This is a genomic window from Robinsoniella peoriensis, assembly GCF_000797495.1.
Lineage (GTDB): Bacteria > Bacillota > Clostridia > Lachnospirales > Lachnospiraceae > Robinsoniella > Robinsoniella peoriensis.
In genome coordinates this window covers 141,764-160,479 of the sequence record NZ_JTGN01000010.1, presented here as the reverse complement: position 1 = coordinate 160,479, position 18,716 = coordinate 141,764, and the positions used below count along the sequence as shown (strand labels likewise).

15 protein-coding genes are annotated in these 18,716 nt (G+C 42.4%); 4 read left to right on the top strand and 11 right to left on the bottom strand.

What is annotated here, in order from left to right:
• Nucleotides 1–67: 67 nt before the first annotated feature.
• From QR40_RS19985 to QR40_RS19945, 9 genes are all read right to left on the bottom strand, one after another.
• Entirely contained in the window at nt 68–1,423 is a 1,356-nt protein-coding gene (locus tag QR40_RS19985) for a HAMP domain-containing sensor histidine kinase (protein WP_044296515.1), read from the bottom strand.
• Nucleotides 1,411–2,073 (bottom strand): response regulator transcription factor, encoded by a 663-nt coding sequence (locus QR40_RS19980; protein WP_044296514.1) that lies wholly within the window; start codon nt 2,071–2,073, stop codon nt 1,411–1,413. Before QR40_RS19980 ends, QR40_RS19985 begins: the two co-directional genes overlap by 13 nt.
• A gap of 10 nt (nt 2,074–2,083) precedes the next feature.
• Entirely contained in the window at nt 2,084–2,836 is a 753-nt protein-coding gene (locus QR40_RS19975) for a lantibiotic immunity ABC transporter MutG family permease subunit (RefSeq protein WP_044296513.1), read from the bottom strand.
• A complete protein-coding gene (locus QR40_RS19970; RefSeq protein ID WP_044296512.1) occupies nt 2,836–3,591 on the bottom strand; it encodes a lantibiotic immunity ABC transporter MutE/EpiE family permease subunit in 756 nt (251 codons plus the stop codon). Before QR40_RS19970 ends, QR40_RS19975 begins: the two co-directional genes overlap by 1 nt.
• Nucleotides 3,591–4,298 carry a lantibiotic protection ABC transporter ATP-binding protein gene (locus QR40_RS19965; RefSeq protein WP_044296511.1) on the bottom strand — a complete coding sequence of 236 codons (708 nt, stop codon included), beginning with the start codon at nt 4,296–4,298 and terminating at the stop codon, nt 3,591–3,593. The genes QR40_RS19970 and QR40_RS19965 overlap by 1 nt, the downstream gene beginning before the upstream one ends.
• Before the next feature lie 118 nt (nt 4,299–4,416).
• The gene (locus QR40_RS19960) at nt 4,417–6,459 is read right to left on the bottom strand and encodes a sensor histidine kinase (RefSeq protein ID WP_052430961.1); all 2,043 of its coding nucleotides are present in this window, start codon (nt 6,457–6,459) and stop codon (nt 4,417–4,419) included.
• Complete coding sequence (locus QR40_RS19955) at nt 6,419–7,096, bottom strand: response regulator transcription factor (RefSeq protein WP_044296510.1); 678 nt, start codon at nt 7,094–7,096, stop codon at nt 6,419–6,421. The genes QR40_RS19960 and QR40_RS19955 overlap by 41 nt, the downstream gene beginning before the upstream one ends.
• A gap of 146 nt (nt 7,097–7,242) precedes the next feature.
• Nucleotides 7,243–8,814: a hypothetical protein gene (locus QR40_RS19950; protein ID WP_044296509.1), complete on the bottom strand. Its 1,572-nt coding sequence runs from the start codon at nt 8,812–8,814 to the stop codon at nt 7,243–7,245.
• Nucleotides 8,815–8,823: 9 nt separating this feature from the next.
• Nucleotides 8,824–9,747, bottom strand: a complete 924-nt coding sequence (locus QR40_RS19945) for a LysR family transcriptional regulator (protein ID WP_044296508.1) — start codon at nt 9,745–9,747, stop codon at nt 8,824–8,826.
• Between the two features lie 125 nt (nt 9,748–9,872).
• Here QR40_RS19945 and QR40_RS32330 point away from each other — a divergent pair, with 125 nt between their 5' ends.
• The 4 genes from QR40_RS32330 to hflC all read left to right on the top strand — a co-directional run bounded on the left by QR40_RS32330 (nt 9,873) and on the right by hflC (nt 14,875).
• Nucleotides 9,873–11,498 carry an FAD-dependent oxidoreductase gene (locus tag QR40_RS32330; protein ID WP_044296507.1) on the top strand — a complete coding sequence of 542 codons (1,626 nt, stop codon included), beginning with the start codon at nt 9,873–9,875 and terminating at the stop codon, nt 11,496–11,498.
• A 78-nt stretch (nt 11,499–11,576) separates the two neighbouring features.
• Nucleotides 11,577–12,530 carry a 4Fe-4S binding protein gene (locus QR40_RS32325; RefSeq protein WP_044296506.1) on the top strand — a complete coding sequence of 318 codons (954 nt, stop codon included), beginning with the start codon at nt 11,577–11,579 and terminating at the stop codon, nt 12,528–12,530.
• 341 nt (nt 12,531–12,871) lie between these two features.
• The gene (gene hflK, locus QR40_RS19930; protein WP_242858567.1) at nt 12,872–13,990 is read left to right on the top strand and encodes an FtsH protease activity modulator HflK; all 1,119 of its coding nucleotides are present in this window, start codon (nt 12,872–12,874) and stop codon (nt 13,988–13,990) included.
• 15 nt (nt 13,991–14,005) lie between these two features.
• Nucleotides 14,006–14,875 carry a protease modulator HflC gene (gene hflC / locus QR40_RS19925; protein WP_044296505.1) on the top strand — a complete coding sequence of 290 codons (870 nt, stop codon included), beginning with the start codon at nt 14,006–14,008 and terminating at the stop codon, nt 14,873–14,875.
• A gap of 111 nt (nt 14,876–14,986) precedes the next feature.
• Here hflC and QR40_RS19920 read toward each other — a convergent pair whose 3' ends face one another.
• Both QR40_RS19920 and ald read right to left on the bottom strand, forming a co-directional pair.
• Nucleotides 14,987–17,248, bottom strand: a complete 2,262-nt coding sequence (locus QR40_RS19920) for a glycoside hydrolase family 3 C-terminal domain-containing protein (RefSeq protein ID WP_044296504.1) — start codon at nt 17,246–17,248, stop codon at nt 14,987–14,989.
• Nucleotides 17,249–17,408: 160 nt separating this feature from the next.
• Nucleotides 17,409–18,542 (bottom strand): alanine dehydrogenase, encoded by a 1,134-nt coding sequence (gene ald, locus QR40_RS19915; RefSeq protein WP_330373822.1) that lies wholly within the window; start codon nt 18,540–18,542, stop codon nt 17,409–17,411.
• Between the last annotated feature and the right edge of the window lie 174 nt (nt 18,543–18,716).

The window sequence follows — 18,716 nt, the reverse complement described above, 5'->3', positions numbered from 1 at the left end:
CCTGTGTAGTTATTATACTTCCCAAACCGGCAAATGTCAAAAAAACTGGATGCAGCAATTACGTTCATCAGAACACCATTAACACCCTTGCACCCCCAAGTCCCCTGGAATTACCCAGTTCAATCCGGCCCCCGTGTGCCTCGGTAACACTTTTTGCAATAAACAGTCCCATCCCATAATGAAGTTTTGAATTTCTGCTCTTATCACCCTGGTAAAATTGTTCAAAAGCCCGTTTGATCTCCTCCTCTGTAAATCCTCTGCCTGAATCCTCAATGCAGACTGCCAGATGATTGTCTTCTTCAAATCCACTGATCTTTATTTTTCCCCCATCCGGTGTGTATTCCACTGCATTGGCAAATGCATTCATGACTGCCCTGCAAAAAGCAGACTCATCCAAAGCCATTTGCTCCGGCAGATTCCTCAGGTCCACTTCTATCCCTATGGATTTCTCCAAAACCAGTATTTTTGCCTGAGATACCACTTCTTCCATCAAAACCTGCGGATTGGTCTCTTTTCGAAAAATTTCAAACTCCCTGCGGGCACTGTTAATATCCAGCAGCATACGGATATAACCCTGCATCTCTGCTGCACTATGCAGTATATTACCACTATACATCTGCTGTTCCTCATCCAGGTCTGTCTCGGATAAAAGCTCTGCATTTCCCCGCAAAACAGTGAGCGGTGTTTTTAAGTCATGGCTTAATGCCGCCACCTGATCTCTTCTGCTCTCTTCCAGTTTCCACTGCTGTTCCAAAGAATCTTTCAGATTTTTCCGCAGTTTTGCAAAAGAATCCAGAACATTGCTGATTTCTTTAATATCAGAACTCTCCATCTCAAAATTAAGTTCTTCCATCCTTATTTGTTCCGTGGTCCGCTCCAGTACGGCAATCTCACGGGACAATAATTTTCCAAACCGCCTGGAGAGCCAGATAATGATCCCCAAAGTCAACAGTATAAATATAATTGCAAGACACACCAGCGGGTTTGGAAGATATTTTTGAAGCACCGGATTGGTAAAGCTCATGGCTATCTTATATAAGATAACGCAGGTTCCTCCCGTGACAGGTACCGTTTTAATAAAATAATCCCGAATGGTATTCGCTCCCTTTACAGCGTTGTCATAAGCCTCATCCTTTAAGTCTTCCTCTATACTTCCCTTTCTGAAAATGCCATCTTCATCATATATGCCATAGAGGCATCCCCTGGGAATAAAAGCGGATACATCTGTACTCTCTGCAATCTGGTCCCTGTACGCCTCTATCTGGCGTTCATAATAGTTTGCCGGAAGCACACTTGCGCTGTATGCCAATGCCTGCAGAATCAGTATCACAATTCCTGCCGCCGCCAGTATTCCAAACCCGAGAAAGACCACATATCTTGTAAATATATTTGTAATTGTCGTCTTCTTTTTTAATCTCTCCATTTATATCCCATACCCCATACCGTTTCAATCGGACAGCAGTCATATTTAGACAGCTTGCCTCTGATATTCTTAATATGCTCCACTATTACCGCAATGTCACTCTCTTTATCGTAACCAAAGACCGCTTCGTATATCCGCTCTTTGGAAAAAACCTGTCCGTGGTTCAACGCAAGGTATTCACAAATCTCATATTCACTTTTCGTGAAAAGAATCTGGTTTTCCTGAAACCAGACTTCTTTTGCCTTCAGCTGGAATGTCAGCCCCGACAGATGAAAGGCATTTTTCTTCTGCCTGTGATCCCTTCTAATATGTGCTTCCACCCTAGCCCTCAGTTCTCCAATGCCAAAAGGTTTCGTAATGTAATCATCGCCTCCGATGCTAAGCCCGGTCATGAGGTCGGACTCCATGGTCTTAGCCGTCAGAAACAAGATTGGACAGTCCACTTTGTCCCGTATTTCCCGGCACAGGGTAAAACCATCTGTTCCCGGCATCATTACATCCAGTAATATCAAATCAAAATTATATTTTTTTATTTTCAATACTTCATCCGCACGGTCATATGCCGTGACATGGTGACCGGATTTTTCCAGCGCACTTTTAATAATCATAAGGATTCCTTTTTCGTCATCCACTGCTAAAATTTCTGCCATACCTGCTCCTCTAAGATGTACTCTTTCTGCCTTCAAAACGGGAAATAAACACCAGTGATATCAGAAATACAACCATAGTGGCAATGAACATCCCTGCCGGTTTTCCAGCGTCCAGAAACATTTCCATCTGCCCCTGTGGGTAGTATAACAAAAAATAATCACACAGTCTAGCCCCCCAGGAACAAGGTAAAAAGCCCCATATTTCATCACCAAGCCCGGTAAGCATCAGCGCTGTCACAAGGCATTCTACCACTGCAAGCCCCATAAGTGCGCCTCTCCCAAAACGTATCCCCACCATAAGATGAATCGTATACATTATTACCTGACAGCAAATTATGATTACCGCCGCCCATGCAAATAGAGAAAAATCAACCTGACCTGTTCCCGGCAGAGAACGAAATCCCAGCCAGAAGGTTCCAATTGTAAAAACAGCTACTGCCATACCGGATAAAAACAGCATAATAAATTTACTGATCCAGACTTTCCATCTTGGATACTGCTGTGACAGCATTTCTTTAAATCCCCCTGCCATTGCCTCCTGCTCTGCCGCCATAGCGGTTACTACTGCTCCAATCAGTGGAAACGCAATTGCCACTACTTCTAAATATGCCTGTACTTTACCTGCCGGCTCCCAGGGAGAAATCACAAAATATGCCAGAAAGAGAACATTCCCAAGCAATGGCACCAGAATATGCACCGGAAAAAATGCCGTATGTCTCATCTTCATAAAATCTGCCTTTAACAAATACCATAAGCTTCTCATTAATTCTGCGCCTCCCTGTTTTTATACCATCTGCCTGTAAGATAAGTAATTACGGCAAACAGCAGTAAAGATAATATAATTCCCGGCAAAAGAACACCCTTTGAAAGGAGTTCCGGTGTAAAGGTATAACTTCCCGGTTCAGCCATAAGTCCGTTGGGCAGAATTCCAATAGCAGGTATCATCAGCCTTGCCGTATAAGTATAAGGTACTGCCATCCACCAATTACTTAAGGAAACCGTTGCACTAAATACAATATATGCCGCCAGATTTATAATAAAGGTTGGGAATATACCAATCTTATACCCCAGAAACATACACAGTGGAATCTGCCACAGAGAAGTTATGATCATCAGTGCCGTTCCAGCCAGCATAGATAAATTGGAAACAAGGGGGTATCCGGTATCTTTAAATAATATTCCCTCCGCAAATGAAACAATTAGAATCAGCAGGCAGGAAATGGCAAACCGTTCTGCCATAACAGCCGTCTTCGCATACCATATATGTTTCATTTTAACCGGCATAACCAATACTGCCTGGTCTTTTAATTTCTTGTCAATTCCGGCACTTAGCGTACAGGCAATCGTCAGCATACCGGGCATAATCATTCCATACCACCAGTTAAAATTATCAATCTGTGCATAATTAGAGGCGAGGAACAGGGAAATAAAGGAAGTGACTAGCGGTGCCGCAAAAAACAATACTTTCAAAAACGTATGTCTTATTTTTATTCTTTCTGAAATGATACAATTGTACATTAGATTTCCCCCTCTCTGCGGTATGTTCCCGCCACTTCCATAAATAAAGCTTCCAGGTCATCTTCTTTATTGAATTTACCCTGGTATCCCAGAATTCCACCTGAAATAATTCCCACATAATCTGCCATCTGATTCACTTCGCTGAGTATATGACTGGAAATGATAACGGTAATTCCCTTTCCCGGGAACGAGCAGATCAGTTCCCTTAATTCCTGGATTCCAAAAGGATCCAGTCCGTTAGTAGGTTCATCCAGTATTAGTAGCTTCGGATGATTTAAGAGTGCAATGGCAATCCCCAGACGCTGCTTCATCCCCATAGAAAACTGTCCTGCCTTTTTCTTACCCGTACCCGTTAATTCTACCGTCTGCAATACTTCCTCAATTCTTTTTTCCGGAATCTGAAGAGCGGTTGTCCTGACCAGCAGATTTTCTCTTGCCGTCAGATTTTCATATAGAGGTGCCGATTCAATAAGCGCCCCAATCCTGGCAAGATCCTTCCTCTGCCACTGATGTCCTTCAAAATAGATCTCTCCTGAAGTAGGCCGCAGCATACCGGTCAGCATTTTTAATATGGTAGACTTTCCTGCCCCATTGGCGCCCAACAGCCCATATACGGAATTTTCCGGTATCTTTATACATACATTGCTAACCGCTTTCTGTGCCCCGAAATTTTTACATAAATTACTTGTGCCTAAAATAACATTCATTTTCTCACCTATTATTCATTACAGGCAATCCTGTAATACTGTTTCCTCTCTTTTAATTGATACCAGTATCATACAGCCCAATTATAAGAAATCTATAAGGAAAGAAAAAAAGCCATGATTACTCATGACTTTTACCCCTTTGTCTGACATTAAAATAAATTGTAAATGTTGTTCCATTTCCCAGATGGGATTCTGCTTCTATCCAACCGCCATGTCCATCAATAATTGTCTTTGCGATATGAAGTCCCAGTCCCTTTCCTTTTGGTTCGCCGGAAGCTCTCTTCGAATAATTTGCTTCGAAAATATGTGGCAGATCCTCCGGTGCAACACCTTTTCCAGTGTCACTGATTGTAATCCGTATTTCTTTTTTTATATCCATCCGGATATGAATCTTACCTTCAAAGGGGGTGAAATCAAACGCATTATAAATAATATTTCCAAACGCCCTGGCCAATAAATTCTCATCCAGTTCCATATAGATCTTCTGTTCCGGAAGGCTGATATTAAAATAAATTCCATATGCCTGTGCATCCGGAAGATGATTTTCATAGAGTTGCTGTAAAAAATCGTTGAGAAGCTGCCTTTTTTTCTTAAATATAATTCTGTCGTCCACAGAAAGCTCCTGCAGATTTGCAACTCTGCTTTGTACCTCTTCCGACTTTTGTTCAATGGCTGTCAGATAGGCCCGCGTCTCGTCGTCAATTCGTACATTACTGATTTTCATAAATTCAATAAAAGTCTGAATGGAAGATACCGGTGCCTTCAGGTCGTGAGCAACCTCTGAGAGCAGTTTCTTTCTTTCATGAAGAAGCCCGGTCAATTCCCGGGTACGCACATTGACCTCCTGCTCCAGATGCCTGGTCAGCCTCTCGTTCTCTTCCTGAATCTCACGGATATAAAACTGCAACATAACCGAAAACACAATGATCAGGCAGAAACCCGCGTATTCCTTTGGCCAGGCTCCCCGGACCGGTTCGAACAGATTACTGGTAAATACATCCCAGAGGATTCCGATTCCATATATCACATTGCCGGCAAGCATCAGGTAGAATCCACGTTTTCCCATGAGAATCCCTTTAAATGCCATCAACAGCATATAGCAGCTGATAAAAATCTGATATCCGTCTATTACACTGCCGTAAATTCCATTCAGACTGGGCGCTTTTGTTAATATTAATAATGGAACAAAAAAAGAAAAAAGACACATTCCGATACATAAGGGCAGCATACCCTTCTTAAAATAAAGTTTTTTGTCCTCCCCTGCAACCAAAGCACTTATCGCTGCTGCACAGGCGATCATGATATACTCACTGCTGTCTTCCAGCGCATACAGGAAATTCACATTCAAAACCCCGATCCAGCGTACAAAAGGATAACTTACATGTATCCCATAAGCCAGACATAATACACCATAGAGGACATATATTTTCTTGTTTCCATTTCTCCAGACCACCAGAGAAAACAGTGCCATAGTTAATGCTGCAATACACAGAATTCCATAAACAATCAGGCGTGCAAACACAATCCCCGTTACGGTTCCTGTAGTTCCAAGAATCACCGGATAAAACATGCCGCTGTAATAATGTTCGTAATTGGTGATTTCCAACACCAGCTCCGTTTCTTTTCCGGCTTCAAAACTCACCACCTGATTTTGAACAACACCACGGTAAGTATCCTTATCCAAGTCACCAAGCTCAGCCACAGATTTTCCGTTGATATAGATCCTGGAAGCGCTGAAAAGCTCCGGCACCTCCATGCTTAAAATCACCGGTTCCCCCAGGTTCACAATCTTCAGACGGTAGGAAGCACTCCCAAATGCACTTTCATTTTTCTGACGCATGGAATAGTCGGAATATTGTCCGATAAATATATACCGGGGTTTTACCCTTTCCCCGGAACCACTATAAAAAAGCGTTTCTTTATAAAATTCCCAATCATCAATCGGGCACAGATAACTTCCATTCGCAAAAGTATCCCCATCAATAGTCAGTACTCCTTTTACCGGCTGTGCAGAAAAATGGGAATATTTATTATCCAGCTTATCCAAAATGCCAAACACCGCCAATATAAGGATTCCAATGGCACAAACCATTAACAACCCGGAAATGATCTTTTTATAATTATGAATTGAACTTATATCCTCTTCCCCAAATCGTTTCAATGTAATTGTGTCCCTCCCTCAGACTGTTCATTTTCTTGCGTGCCTGTGCAAGATGAACCTGGACGGTATGTGCGTCGCCAAGGTTTGGCTGGTTCCAGACATTATCATAGATCTCTGCGGCTGAAAACACCTTGTCCGGATGCCTTGCCAAAAAATAGATGATATTAAATTCCGCGGCAGTAAAAGTGATTTTTTTATCCCCGCATAAAACCGTTCTTGTAGAAACATAGATTTCAATGGGCGGAAAATGTAAAATGCGATCCGCGGCCTCCTGTGTACCATAGGGCTTCAGCCTGGCATAAATGCGCAGCTCTAACTCCTTAAGACTGTATGGCTTTGTAAGGTAATCATCCCCTCCAGCCAAAAATCCATTAATCCGATTCTCTTCCTCCAGATGATTGGATACAAATATAATCGGTATGTCTCTCTTCTCTTTCATCTTACTGCAGACTTCAAATCCATTCCCATCCGGAAGGGATATATCCAGAACAACACAGTCTGCTTCTGACTGCTCCATCATACTGTATGCCTGTTCCACATTTTCTGCCTCGCAGACCTGGAATCCTGCCTGTTCAAAATAAATTTTATTTACAGTGCGCAGCGCACGGTCATCTTCAACGATTAGAATTCGATACATATATTTATCTATTCTCCTTTTTAACTCCCAGAGCAAGATAGAGCGTGGTGTTTTACAATTGCCCAATTTCGATGTACATTACGATATGCTCTGGATTATTTCTATTAATCTTATATACGAATCATTTCCTTTTCTATCTCACTAATTTAATGTTTTGTAACTTTATGGTTAATTACCATACCGCTCCCCGCCAAAAGGAAAAAAACTGCTGCTACTATTCTTTTATTGGACTTTCCCGCTTCATTCACCGGCTTGGGCTCGGTAAAGGCCGCAGCTCCACCTGATTTCCGGTGGGATTTTCCGTCTGTTTGCTCCAAAGTAGAATCCTCATTATTGCTCTTTATAAATTCCGCAGCATTCACTTTCGCTTCTGAGGATAGTTCCGTGGATGACTCACCCTGAATGCCTGTATCTTCACTTTTTTCCTCCAATGTTTCTCCATCTTCCGGGGTGCTTACTGCTCCCTGCGTAAGATCCGTTTCTATGCTGCCGGTTCCCTTCTGCCTGCCACTAAATGGCTGCGCAGCCGGATCAGCAGTAACTCCCTGATCCGTTTTGCCGCTATTTCCATTCAAATCTTCCTGATCTGCTTTGCTTTCGCTCCCGTTCCATACTTCCTGATCCGCCTTGCCTTGGCTCCCGTTCCATACTTCCTGATCTGCCTTGCCTTGGCTCTCATTTTTATCTTCTTGCCCGCTATCTCCAGACCCGTTATTTCCTTTATCCGGTTTCTGCTTGTTCCCTGATCCGGAAGAAAGACTGCCGCCCCCCGAAGGGGTATTGGGGCGTCGGTCCGGCTCTTTCGTTCCCCCGCCGCCCCGGTCGCCTCCGCTGCCTCCGTCTGCCAGTTCTGTTTCCTTAGGATCTGTTTCCGTCTCCGTACCAGAACCGCTTCCATTCGAGGTATTATTACCGGTAGTTTCATCGGTATCCGGTGGGTTTACACTTTCTGACGGCTGGTACTTGCTGCATATACCCGTAGCATACTCCGCCTTCCAGATATCTGTATATCCCTCATAGACAAAATCCATAATTTTAAGCCGCACATAATAGACCTGATCCAGAGACACATACAACATGCATGTTCCCACATCATAATAATCATTCTTCATGGAATCCGTAACGTTACGGGAGGTCCAGTTTACCAGGTCATTGGAATACTCAAGCCAAAGCTGTCCTGCACCCCATGGTTTATCATAACTAATAATCAGATTCTTCTGATTCCATTTCACTTTCAGACGTCTGGCATTTGCAGCTGTAGTCATGCGGATCGCAAGCTGGGGCTTTACCTCTTCCCAGTTCTCAATGCCTGCCTTCTGGCCATCCGTTAATACAAATTCACCTTCCAGAATAAAATCCCGCCCCACTGCCAGGCCTTTTTGAAAACTTTCCTCGGACCACACAACCGGTAAGCTTGCATGCAAAGCAGGCTGCGCAGAATCCTGTCCATCCATTTCATTTTTCTCATAGAGCAAAACCTCTATTTCTCCGGGAATCTTTACCTGCTCCATAGCCGAATTATTCAAAGTAATAACCGGATCCATATATGGTGATAAAACCATTCTGTATTTCTTTACACTACCGGAAACAGTGTATTCTTCCGCGTTCACCATTTCATTTTGAATTCCGGGACGCTTTGCAGCCTGGACCGGCAGTTCTCCTGATCCCAATACTATAACAGATATAAAAAAAAATAAAAGAAATCCTGTTCTTCTCATTTTATGTATTCACCCCTCTGACAGCTTTCCGATCTGTATTCCTTCAAACCCCTCTCTACTCCCGAAAAACTTCAGACATTCAATAAAAGAATTTATCCCCACATTGATAAACTTATCCTTATGGTAAACCAAATCAAAACTGCGTTTCCACCTGTTTGTATCTTCCCGGAACATGTACATCTCACCGGAACGCACTTCTTCTTCCACAAGTCTGTAAGCGATCACACTCAGACAATTATCCTTAATTATCGCATGCTTAATTGCCTCCGTTCCCACTACTTCCCAGGCAACATTTACACTAACCCCGTGTTTTTCCAGGTCTTTTTCAAAAAGCTCCCTTGTTCCGCTTCCTTTTTCACGCATCACAAACTTCTGACCTTCCAGCTGACAGAAATAGAGCCTTTTCATTCCAGCGAAAGGATGTTCTTTTGCACATACCAAAACCAGTTCATCTTCAATCATCGGTTTAATCAACAGATCCGGACTCTTAACCTGTCCTTCAACCACCGCTATATCCAGTTCCGCATCCATGAGCTTTTGTTCTATCACTTTTGTATTATTCACACAGGCGAAAATATCCACGTCCTCCTGCATCTGCTTAAACCGCTGAACCATGTCCGGTAAAAGGCAGGTGCCTACTGTCATAGAGGTTCCTACTCGCAGTATTTTCATCTGCTTTTTGCTCAGCATCTGCTCTTCCAGATATTCAAACTGACGAAGGACATCCCTTGCATGCCCTAAAAGCTTTTCTCCCAGATCCGTTATGTAAAGATGTTTTGACAACCGTTCAAACAACAGTCCCCCATAATGTTCCTCTAATTCCCGTATCGCCTGACTCACCGTAGGCTGGGACAGGAACATTTTTTCCGCTGCCAGACTCATTGTCCCGCAATCTGCTACCATCACAAAAATCCTCAGATGCCTGATTGTCATATCCATTCCTTCTTCCAAATTTATCTATAGGTTTTACCTATGTTTATAATAAGATAATATCATTTTTATTATTAATAAACAAGTGTTATAGTAATACATATAACAGGAAAAGAGGTTTTGTACATATGAAAGTATTAATCATTGGAGGCGTCGCTGCCGGCACCAAAGCTGCTGCTAAATTGAAACGTGAAAACCAAGGATATGAGGTACAGATTCTGACAAAAAGTGCTGAGATCTCCTATGCCGGATGCGGTCTTCCTTATTATGTGGGAAGCATCATTGAGGATAAGGAAGAACTAATCGTGAATACACCGGAGAGTTTTGCTAAACAGACCGGTGTCATGGTATCCACTGAAACCGAAGTAACCCATATCGACCGGTCCGAAAAAACAGTAACCGCTTTAAACCTGAAGACCAAAGAATCTACTGTTTATTCTTATGACAAATTAATTGTCGCTTCCGGGGCAAGTCCCGTTATACCTCCAATCGATGGTATTCATTTAAAAAATGTCTTCTATATGAGAACACCCGAAGATGCAATTTCTTTAAGGGAAACGCTGGAAACATCCGGTATCAAACGTGCGGTTATTGCAGGGGCAGGTTTCATCGGCCTTGAGGTTGCAGAAAATCTGGCATCTAAAGGTGTGCGCGTTTCTGTCATTGATATGGCGGATCAGATTTTACCCGGATTCGATACCGAATTTGCCGCATATATCGAAAACCACCTGGCTGATCACGGCATAATGTCCTTTACCGGAACACGTTTAGAAGCCATTCTCGGAACAGACACAGTGGAAAAGGTTCAGACTTCCAGGCGTGCTATGAAAGCAGATGCCGTTATTCTCTCTATCGGTATCCGTGCAAACACAGAATTTCTGGCTGACACAGGTATCGAGCTAATGCCAAACAGAACCGTAAAAGTAAATGAGCACTTACAGACCAATGACCAGGATATTTATGCCATTGGTGACTGTGCCTGCGTCATAAATGCCATAACAAAAGAACCTGCCTGGTCACCAATGGGGTCTTCCGCAAATATTGAAGGCCGTATTGCAGCAAAAAATATAGGTGGGAAAAATCTCTCCTACAATGGCGTTCTCGGTACAGGGGTCTGCAAACTACCGGATTTAAATGTAGGCAAAACCGGATTGAGTGAGGCTGCTGCCATTGCTGCCGGATTTGATGCCGTCAGTGTTATTTCCGTAGTCGACGACAAAGCTCACTACTATCCCGGAGCCTCTGCTTTTATCGTAAAAATGATTGCAGATAAAAAAACGCATAAACTGCTGGGATTACAGGCTGCCGGAAAAGGTGCAGTTGATAAAATGGTAGATATTGCAGCTGCCGCCATTTCCCTGCATGCAGCGTTAGAGGATGTTGAAAATATGGATCTTGCCTATGCGCCTCCATTTTCCACAGCTATCCATCCATTCTCTTCGACTGTCAACATATTACTAAATAAACTGAGCGGAGAATTTGAAACTTTCACACCGGTTGAATACCAGGAAGGCAAAGCAGAAGGATATCGGCTCATTGATGCTTCCATAACCCCTCAGATTGACGGCGCACGATATATAGACCTTTCATCCGTAAATGGTCCTGTACCGGAATTAAATACAGATGACAAGCTGTTGCTCGTCTGCAGCAAAGGAAAACGCGCCTATATGCTTCAGAACCGCATGAAATACTATGGATATACCAATACCAGAGTCTTAGAAGGCGGAACAGCATTTAATGAAATAGAAGGATAAGCGATAACCGGATATCAGCAGCTATAAAGAAGTAACTCAGAACAAACAAATATAATTACATAACTCAGGAGGAAAGAAATGGCAACTTTAACAATCAGCCCAGAAGAAGAAAAAAGAGTAAAAGCTTTAGGATTTTTAAGCAACAAAGGAACGGATAATTTTTCCGGCAGAATCATTACGATAAACGGTAAAATTTCAGCGCAGCAAATGCAGTGTATCTCGGAAGCCGCAAATCTATATGGAAACGGGATAGTAACCCTGACCACCAGACTTACCATAGAAGTACAGGGCATTCCCTTTGATAAAATCGAAGACTTTCGTACCTATCTTTCCAAATCCGGATTAGTAACCGGCGGCACCGGATCTAAAGTACGTCCGGTAGTAGCCTGTAAAGGAACCACCTGTCAATACGGCCTGTTAGATGCCTTTGCAATCTCCGAAGAAATTCATGAGCGCTTCTATGTGGGCTACAATACGGTAAAACTGCCGCACAAATTTAAAATTGCCGTTGGGGGATGTCCCAATAACTGTGTAAAACCGGATCTGAACGATATCGGAATCATCGGTCAGATGACTCCTGTCTTCGAAGAAGACTGCTGCAACGGATGTAAAAAATGTTCCGTAGAAACAGCCTGTCCGGTGGGTGCTGCCAAAGTAGTTGACGGCATCCTGGAAATTGATGAAGAAGCCTGCAATAACTGTGGCCGCTGTATCGGAAAATGCCGCTTTGATGCCATTGAAGAAGGTGTACCAGGATTTAAAATCTATATCGGAGGCAGATGGGGAAAACGTATTGCTATAGGCAAAGCATTAAATAAAGTATTTACTTCCAAAGAAGAAGCACTGGATGTTATTGAAAAAGCAATCCTCCTTTTCCGTGAACAGGGAAAAACAGGTGAACGTTTCTCCACAACAATAGAACGTTTGGGCTTTGAAAATGCAGAATCACAGCTTTTGGCAAACGATCTGTTAGAACGTAAACAGGAAATTCTGGATGCCAAACTACATCTGGTAGGCGGCGCTACCTGCTAAATGGCATAATAATCTGAAATTTTAAAAAAGTACTTGCTTTTTTCGACAATTTGTGATAATCTTTTAACAAAGAAAAGGGAGTAGCTACCATCGTAATTATTAATCAGATGGTACATGAAGGCGTCAGAACGATAGCGATATCCGCGTCATGTAAGTAATTAGCAAGACTTTTATTCCAGCAGTCAGTCTGGGGTAAAAGTCTTTTTTTAATACCTTTTTCTTTTGTAACTTGAGTTTGTCTTAAAAATGATCATTTATAAGGCATACTCTTAGAGGGAACGGCACATAAATTTCTGCCATGGAAGTTATTTATCTGCCGGACAATTACGAGGAGGATTTGTATGTGGAACCCGAACATGAACAATAACATATTTAATGAATCAAAAAAGAATTTCCAGAAAAACGTTAAGAAAACAGCCAAAGGTGTAAAAAAAGTAGTTATTATCGTCGCAGCGGCTGTGGCAGCCGTCTTCATTGTATCCGGATCCTTTTATCAGATTCAGGAACAGGAGCAGGCTGTACTTACCACCCTTGGAAAACCCAAAGCTGTCACTGAGACTGGTCTTCATTTTAAAATTCCTGGAATTCAGCAGGTAAAAAAAGTAAATACCACAATTCAGGGTTTTCCGATCGGCTATACGATTGAAAATAACCAGACTGTAGATACCGAAGGCATTATGATAACTTCTGATTATAACTTTATAAATGTAGACTTTTTCGTGGAATACCGTATTGCAGAACCGGTCCAGTATTTATATGCTTCTCAGCGTCCGGAGGATATCTTAAAAAGTATCTCCCAAAGCTGTATCCGTACTGTGATCGGAAGCTATAAAGTAGATGATGTATTAACTACCGGGAAAAGCGAAATTCAGGCTAAGATCAAAGAAATGATCATAACCAAAATTGAAGAACAGAACCTCGGTCTCCAGCTGGTGAATATTACCATACAGGACTCCGCTCCCCCTACCCAGGAAGTGATGCAGGCGTTTAAAGCTGTGGAAACTGCAAAGCAGGGAAAAGAAACCGCAATCAATAATGCCAACAAATACCGGAATGAAAAAACACCGGAAGCTGATGCAAAAGTAGACCAGATTATCAAAGATGCACAAGCCCAGAAACAGACCAGAATTAACGAAGCAACTGCACAGACATCCAGATTCAAAGCCATGTATGAAGAATATCAGAAAAATCCTGTTGTAACAAAACAGCGTATGTTCTACGAAACAATGGAAAGTGTACTTCCGGGATTGAAAATAGTAATTGACAGCGGTAACGGCGTCCAGAAGGTACTGCCTTTAGCACCATTTACAGAAAACGATACATCAGCAGCTAATGGGCAGAAACCAGAAAAAGACGATACCCAAGAGAGTGATGCGCCAAAGGAAAACAAGACCAATAACGCCGAAAATCCAACTGCCGAAACTACAAACCCGGAAACGCCACAAACGGATGCACAATAAGGAGGACTATGAATTATGAAGAAAAAAGTTGTTATAGGTTGTTTTGCTGCGGTAGTTGTTGTGGTTACACTGGCTTCTTCCGTGGTGATTTCCAGACAAAATGAATATAAGCTGGTACGCCAGTTCGGTAAGGTCAGCCGTGTAATTGCTGACCCCGGAATCCATTTAAAGATTCCTTTTATCCAGACTGCAGATACTTTGCCAAAAGAAACTCTGCTTTCTGATTTAGTACCGTCTGATGTAATTACTAAAGATAAAAAAACTATGATCAGCGACAGTTATGTATTATGGAAAATTGTAGATCCTTTAAAATTTGCACAAACCTTAAACTCTTCCCAGACTAATGCGGAAAACAGAATTAACACTGCCGTTTATAACGCAACGAAAAATGTAATCAGCAGTATGACCCAGGATGAGGTAATTACCAGCCGTGACGGTGTACTTTCTACAAACGTTATGAAAAATATCGGTAATAATATGGAACAGTATGGTATCGAACTTCTGGTTTTCGAAACGAAGCAGCTGGATCTGCCCAATGATAACAAGGAAGCTGTATTTGAACGTATGATCTCAGAGCGAAACAACATAGCCGCCACTTATACAGCAGAAGGTAAATCAGAAGCTAAGGTTATCAGAAACACAACCGATAAAGAAATTGCCATTAAGATATCCGAAGCTGAAAAGCAGGCGGAAATCCTCATAGCAGAAGGCGAAGCTGAATATATGAAAATTCTGTCAGCCGCTTATGCAGATGAAGGGAAAACAGATTTTTACTCATATGTAAGAAGCCTGGATGCTTTAAAAGCTTCCATGACCGGAGATGACAAAACCGTGATTCTCTCGGAAGATTCCCCTATTGCCAAAATTTTTCAGGGTTACGAATAAAAAACAGGGCCATTCACAGCATAAATGTGAATGGCCTTGTGCTATTTGCTTTCTAAACAATGCATGAATCAAAACTTGTGTCTCTGTTCACGTATGATTTTCAAATTGGATCTATTCGGTGATCTGATTAATTTTCTCTAACAATGCATCCAGTTCTTCTTCACTTACTTTACCCTGTGCAAAAGTAATTACTCCGCGGATTGGCATATACATCATCATCGCTTCATTCATGGCCGTCGTACTTTCACCCAGTGCATCATCTGCTGCATCCCCTAAAACTGCCACTTCTTTCAGAAGATATCCTGCAATCTCCATCGCTTTTTCATCCTTCATTAAATCACCAAAGGTCGTATTGCGATTATATGATCTGGTTTTTTTACTTGTGCTTTCCACATGAACAGATGCTGCAGCAACGATATCCCGGGATGATTTTCCAATCTGGATCTCATAGTCTGCATTTTCTACTTTCCAGTCTCCTGCTTCCATATCAAAGTAAGCAAATGCACGTTTTTCAAGTTCAAAGCTGACTGTCTTCGTTTCGCCCGGATTTAATTCAATTTTATCAAATCCTTTTAATTCCCGTACCGGACGGATGATACTGCCATTTAACGGAGCCACATACAACTGAACAACTTCTTTGCCTTTGATTGTTCCTGCATTTGTTACATCTACCGTAACTCTGAGGGTCTCGGTATCCTTCATATTCTCCTTATCCAGCACCAGATTACTGTATACAAAGCTGGTATAACTCAGTCCATGACCAAATGGGAAGAGAACATCCATCTTTTTATTATCATAATAGCGGTATCCTACAAATACACCCTCTCTGTACTCTACCTTGTCGCCTTCTCCCAGATAGTACAGATAAGAAGGATTATCCTCTAAGCGAATGGGAAATGTTTCCGCAAGTCTTCCGCAGGGATTTGCTTTTCCGAACAGAATATCCACGGTTGCAGCGCCTACTGCCTGGCCACCCAGGTAAGCTTCTAATACGGCTTTCACATCCTGAATCCATGGCATTTCTACCGGAGATCCATTATGAAGTACAACCACGGTATTTTTATTCACAGCTGCTACCTGACGGATCAGCTCATTCTGGCAGTCCGGAAGTCTCATGTGCTTGCGGTCAAATCCTTCGGATTCAAAGGAATCCGGCAAGCCGGCAAATACAACTGCTGTCTCTGCTTTTTTCGCTGCTTCTACCGCTTCCTTTATCAGCGCTTCATCTATCACATCTTTTTCTGTGATAAATCCCGGTGAATATGTTATATGCTCCATTCCTGCTACTGCATCCAGCGCGGATTCCACCTTAAATGAATTTATATGAGAACTTCCTCCACCCTGATATCTTGGTTTTTTGGCAAATGCACCGATAAATACGGTATTTGCCTTCTCATCCAATGGAAGAATCTGGTCATTTTTTAAAAGAACCATGCATTCTGCTGCTATTTCCTTTGAAAGCTTATGGTCTGCTTCTTTATCGAATACCGCGTTTTCGTTACGGTTCTCAACAAATTTATATACAATATTTAATACTCTCTCCACCGCTTCATCCAGGCATTCTTCTGAAAGTGTACCTGCTTTTACTGCCTCTGCAATTTTTTTATCATTAATACCAAAGGAAGATGGCATTTCCAGTTCCAATCCAGCCTTCAGACTGTCAACTCTGTCATTTACAGCGCCCCAGTCACTGACTACGAAGCCGTCAAATCCCCATTCATCTCTCAGGATATCCGTGAGGTATTTTTTATTTTCACATGCATATGTACCGTTAATCCGGTTATAAGAACACATCACAGTCCACGGCTTAGACTGCTTTACTGCTCCTTCAAATGCAGCCAGATAGATTTCCCTCGCAGTACGTTCATCCATCTCAGAGCTGGAGGACATTCTTCGGTGTTCCTGGTTATTAGCCAGAAAATGCTTGATGCTGGTTCCTACATTTTTGCTCTGGACTCCTTTGATATGGCTTGCTGCAATTTCAGATGCCAGATAAGGATCTTCTGAGTAGTATTCAAAATTTCTTCCGCACAGCGGGGAACGTTTGATGTTCACTGCCGGTCCTAAAATTACTGCAACGTTTTCTGCCTGACACTCTTCTCCCAGGGCTTCTCCCAGCCTGGTTGTCATCTGGCGGTCAAAGGAAGCTGCCAATGCACAGCCAGCAGGAAAACAAACTGACTTGATGCTGTCATTGATTCCAAGATGGTCTGCTTCCTGATCCTGTTTGCGCAGTCCGTGAGGTCCGTCGCTTACCATAATTGCCGGGATTCCCAGACGCTCTACCGCCTTTGTATGCCAAAAATCCTGACCGGAACATAACCCGGCTTTTTCTTCTACTGTCATCTGACCTATTAATTCTTTTACGTTCATAATCAATCCTCCTGATTAAAAATTATCTACTGGATATTGCCTGTATGAACGTATTATATTACATTTTATAAGTCAAAAAAAGAGAGATTCTGGCTTCTTTATAGGTCAATATTGACTTTTTTTAAAAAGACGTTCTCTTGATGTCGAACACACTTAACCGTTATGCTTCCTGCAAAGCAGCCTTTGGGTCTGTATATTCTCTGCCAAGAGCATCTGCAACACCTTTGAAGGTAACCTTGCCCTTATACGTGTTAAGACCGGCCATAAAATCAGCATCTTCTCTTAACGCATCCACACCTTTATCCGCCAGCTTTAAGACATAAGGAAGGGTACTGCTTGAAAGGGCAATGGTAGAGGTTCTGGAGACCGCACCCGGCATATTTGCAACGGAATAATGTATTACACCATGCTTTTCAAAACACGGATTGTCATGCGTTGTAATCTTGGTCGAAGTTTCCACACAGCCGCCCTGATCAATTGCAACATCTACAATGACACTGCCTTTTTTCATTTCCTTAACCATATCCTCTGTTACCACTTTCGGCGCTTTTGCACCCGGTATTAATACCGCTCCGATTACCAGATCAGCATCTTTTACTGCTTCTTTTAAGTTATAAGGATTATTAAACTGGGTATGGATTCTGCCTCCGCTGATGTCATCAATATATGCCATTCTTTCAGCATTGATATCAAATACAGTGACATCTGCTCCCATGCCTGTGGCCACTTTCGCAGCATTTAACCCTACAACTCCGCCGCCTACAACAACTACCTTTCCAGGCATAACTCCGGGAACTCCACCGAGAAGGACCCCGCTTCCTCCATTATAATTCTGTAGCATATAAGCTCCAACCTGTACGGACATTCTGCCTGCAACCTCACTCATAGGAGCCAGCAGCGGAAGTCCTCCGTTTTTGCCGCGGATGGTTTCATAAGCTATTCCTGTGGTTTTGGATTCCAGTAATGCATCTGCCAGAGAGGCATCATTTGCTATATGCAGATAGGTAAATACCAACTGGTCTTCTCTTAAATATTGATATTCTGACTCCACATATTCCTTTACCTTTACAATCATATTCGCTTTTGCAAATACATCTGCGGCATTTGCTGCAAGTTCGGCTCCCGCACTTATGTATTCCTCATCCATAAATCCGCTTCCTTCTCCTGCCTTTGTCTCCACGATCACCTGATGTCCCGCATTCACCAGCGTATATGCACCTGCCGGCGTAATTGAAACTCGATTTTCATTATTTTTAATCTCTTTTGGCACTCCAACTATCATAATAATTCCCATTGTATATCACAGGTTTGCCTGCAATACAGCCACTACCTTACAAAAGCTGAAAGATCTGCAGCGTGGCATCCTTTCTCTTAGATATTTTCTTTCAACTTTAAATAACTAGTTAACAGTATATCATAAAATCTTCTATTTTCCACATTATTTTCACATTATATCCATTCATAATTA

Coding starts and splice junctions, on each gene's coding strand:
- hflC (WP_044296505.1), top strand. CDS start 14,006: ATGAAGAAAAAAGTTGTTATAGGTTGTTTTGCTGCGGTAGTTGTTGTG.
- QR40_RS19945 (WP_044296508.1), bottom strand. CDS start 9,747: ATGACAATCAGGCATCTGAGGATTTTTGTGATGGTAGCAGATTGCGGG.
- QR40_RS19920 (WP_044296504.1), bottom strand. CDS start 17,248: ATGAACGTAAAAGAATTAATAGGTCAGATGACAGTAGAAGAAAAAGCC.
- ald (WP_330373822.1), bottom strand. CDS start 18,542: ATGGGAATTATTATGATAGTTGGAGTGCCAAAAGAGATTAAAAATAAT.
- QR40_RS19980 (WP_044296514.1), bottom strand. CDS start 2,073: ATGGCAGAAATTTTAGCAGTGGATGACGAAAAAGGAATCCTTATGATT.
- QR40_RS19965 (WP_044296511.1), bottom strand. CDS start 4,298: ATGAATGTTATTTTAGGCACAAGTAATTTATGTAAAAATTTCGGGGCA.
- QR40_RS32325 (WP_044296506.1), top strand. CDS start 11,577: ATGGCAACTTTAACAATCAGCCCAGAAGAAGAAAAAAGAGTAAAAGCT.
- QR40_RS32330 (WP_044296507.1), top strand. CDS start 9,873: ATGAAAGTATTAATCATTGGAGGCGTCGCTGCCGGCACCAAAGCTGCT.
- QR40_RS19975 (WP_044296513.1), bottom strand. CDS start 2,836: ATGAGAAGCTTATGGTATTTGTTAAAGGCAGATTTTATGAAGATGAGA.
- QR40_RS19950 (WP_044296509.1), bottom strand. CDS start 8,814: ATGAGAAGAACAGGATTTCTTTTATTTTTTTTTATATCTGTTATAGTA.
- hflK (WP_242858567.1), top strand. CDS start 12,872: ATGTGGAACCCGAACATGAACAATAACATATTTAATGAATCAAAAAAG.
- QR40_RS19955 (WP_044296510.1), bottom strand. CDS start 7,096: ATGTATCGAATTCTAATCGTTGAAGATGACCGTGCGCTGCGCACTGTA.
- QR40_RS19970 (WP_044296512.1), bottom strand. CDS start 3,591: ATGTACAATTGTATCATTTCAGAAAGAATAAAAATAAGACATACGTTT.
- QR40_RS19985 (WP_044296515.1), bottom strand. CDS start 1,423: ATGGAGAGATTAAAAAAGAAGACGACAATTACAAATATATTTACAAGA.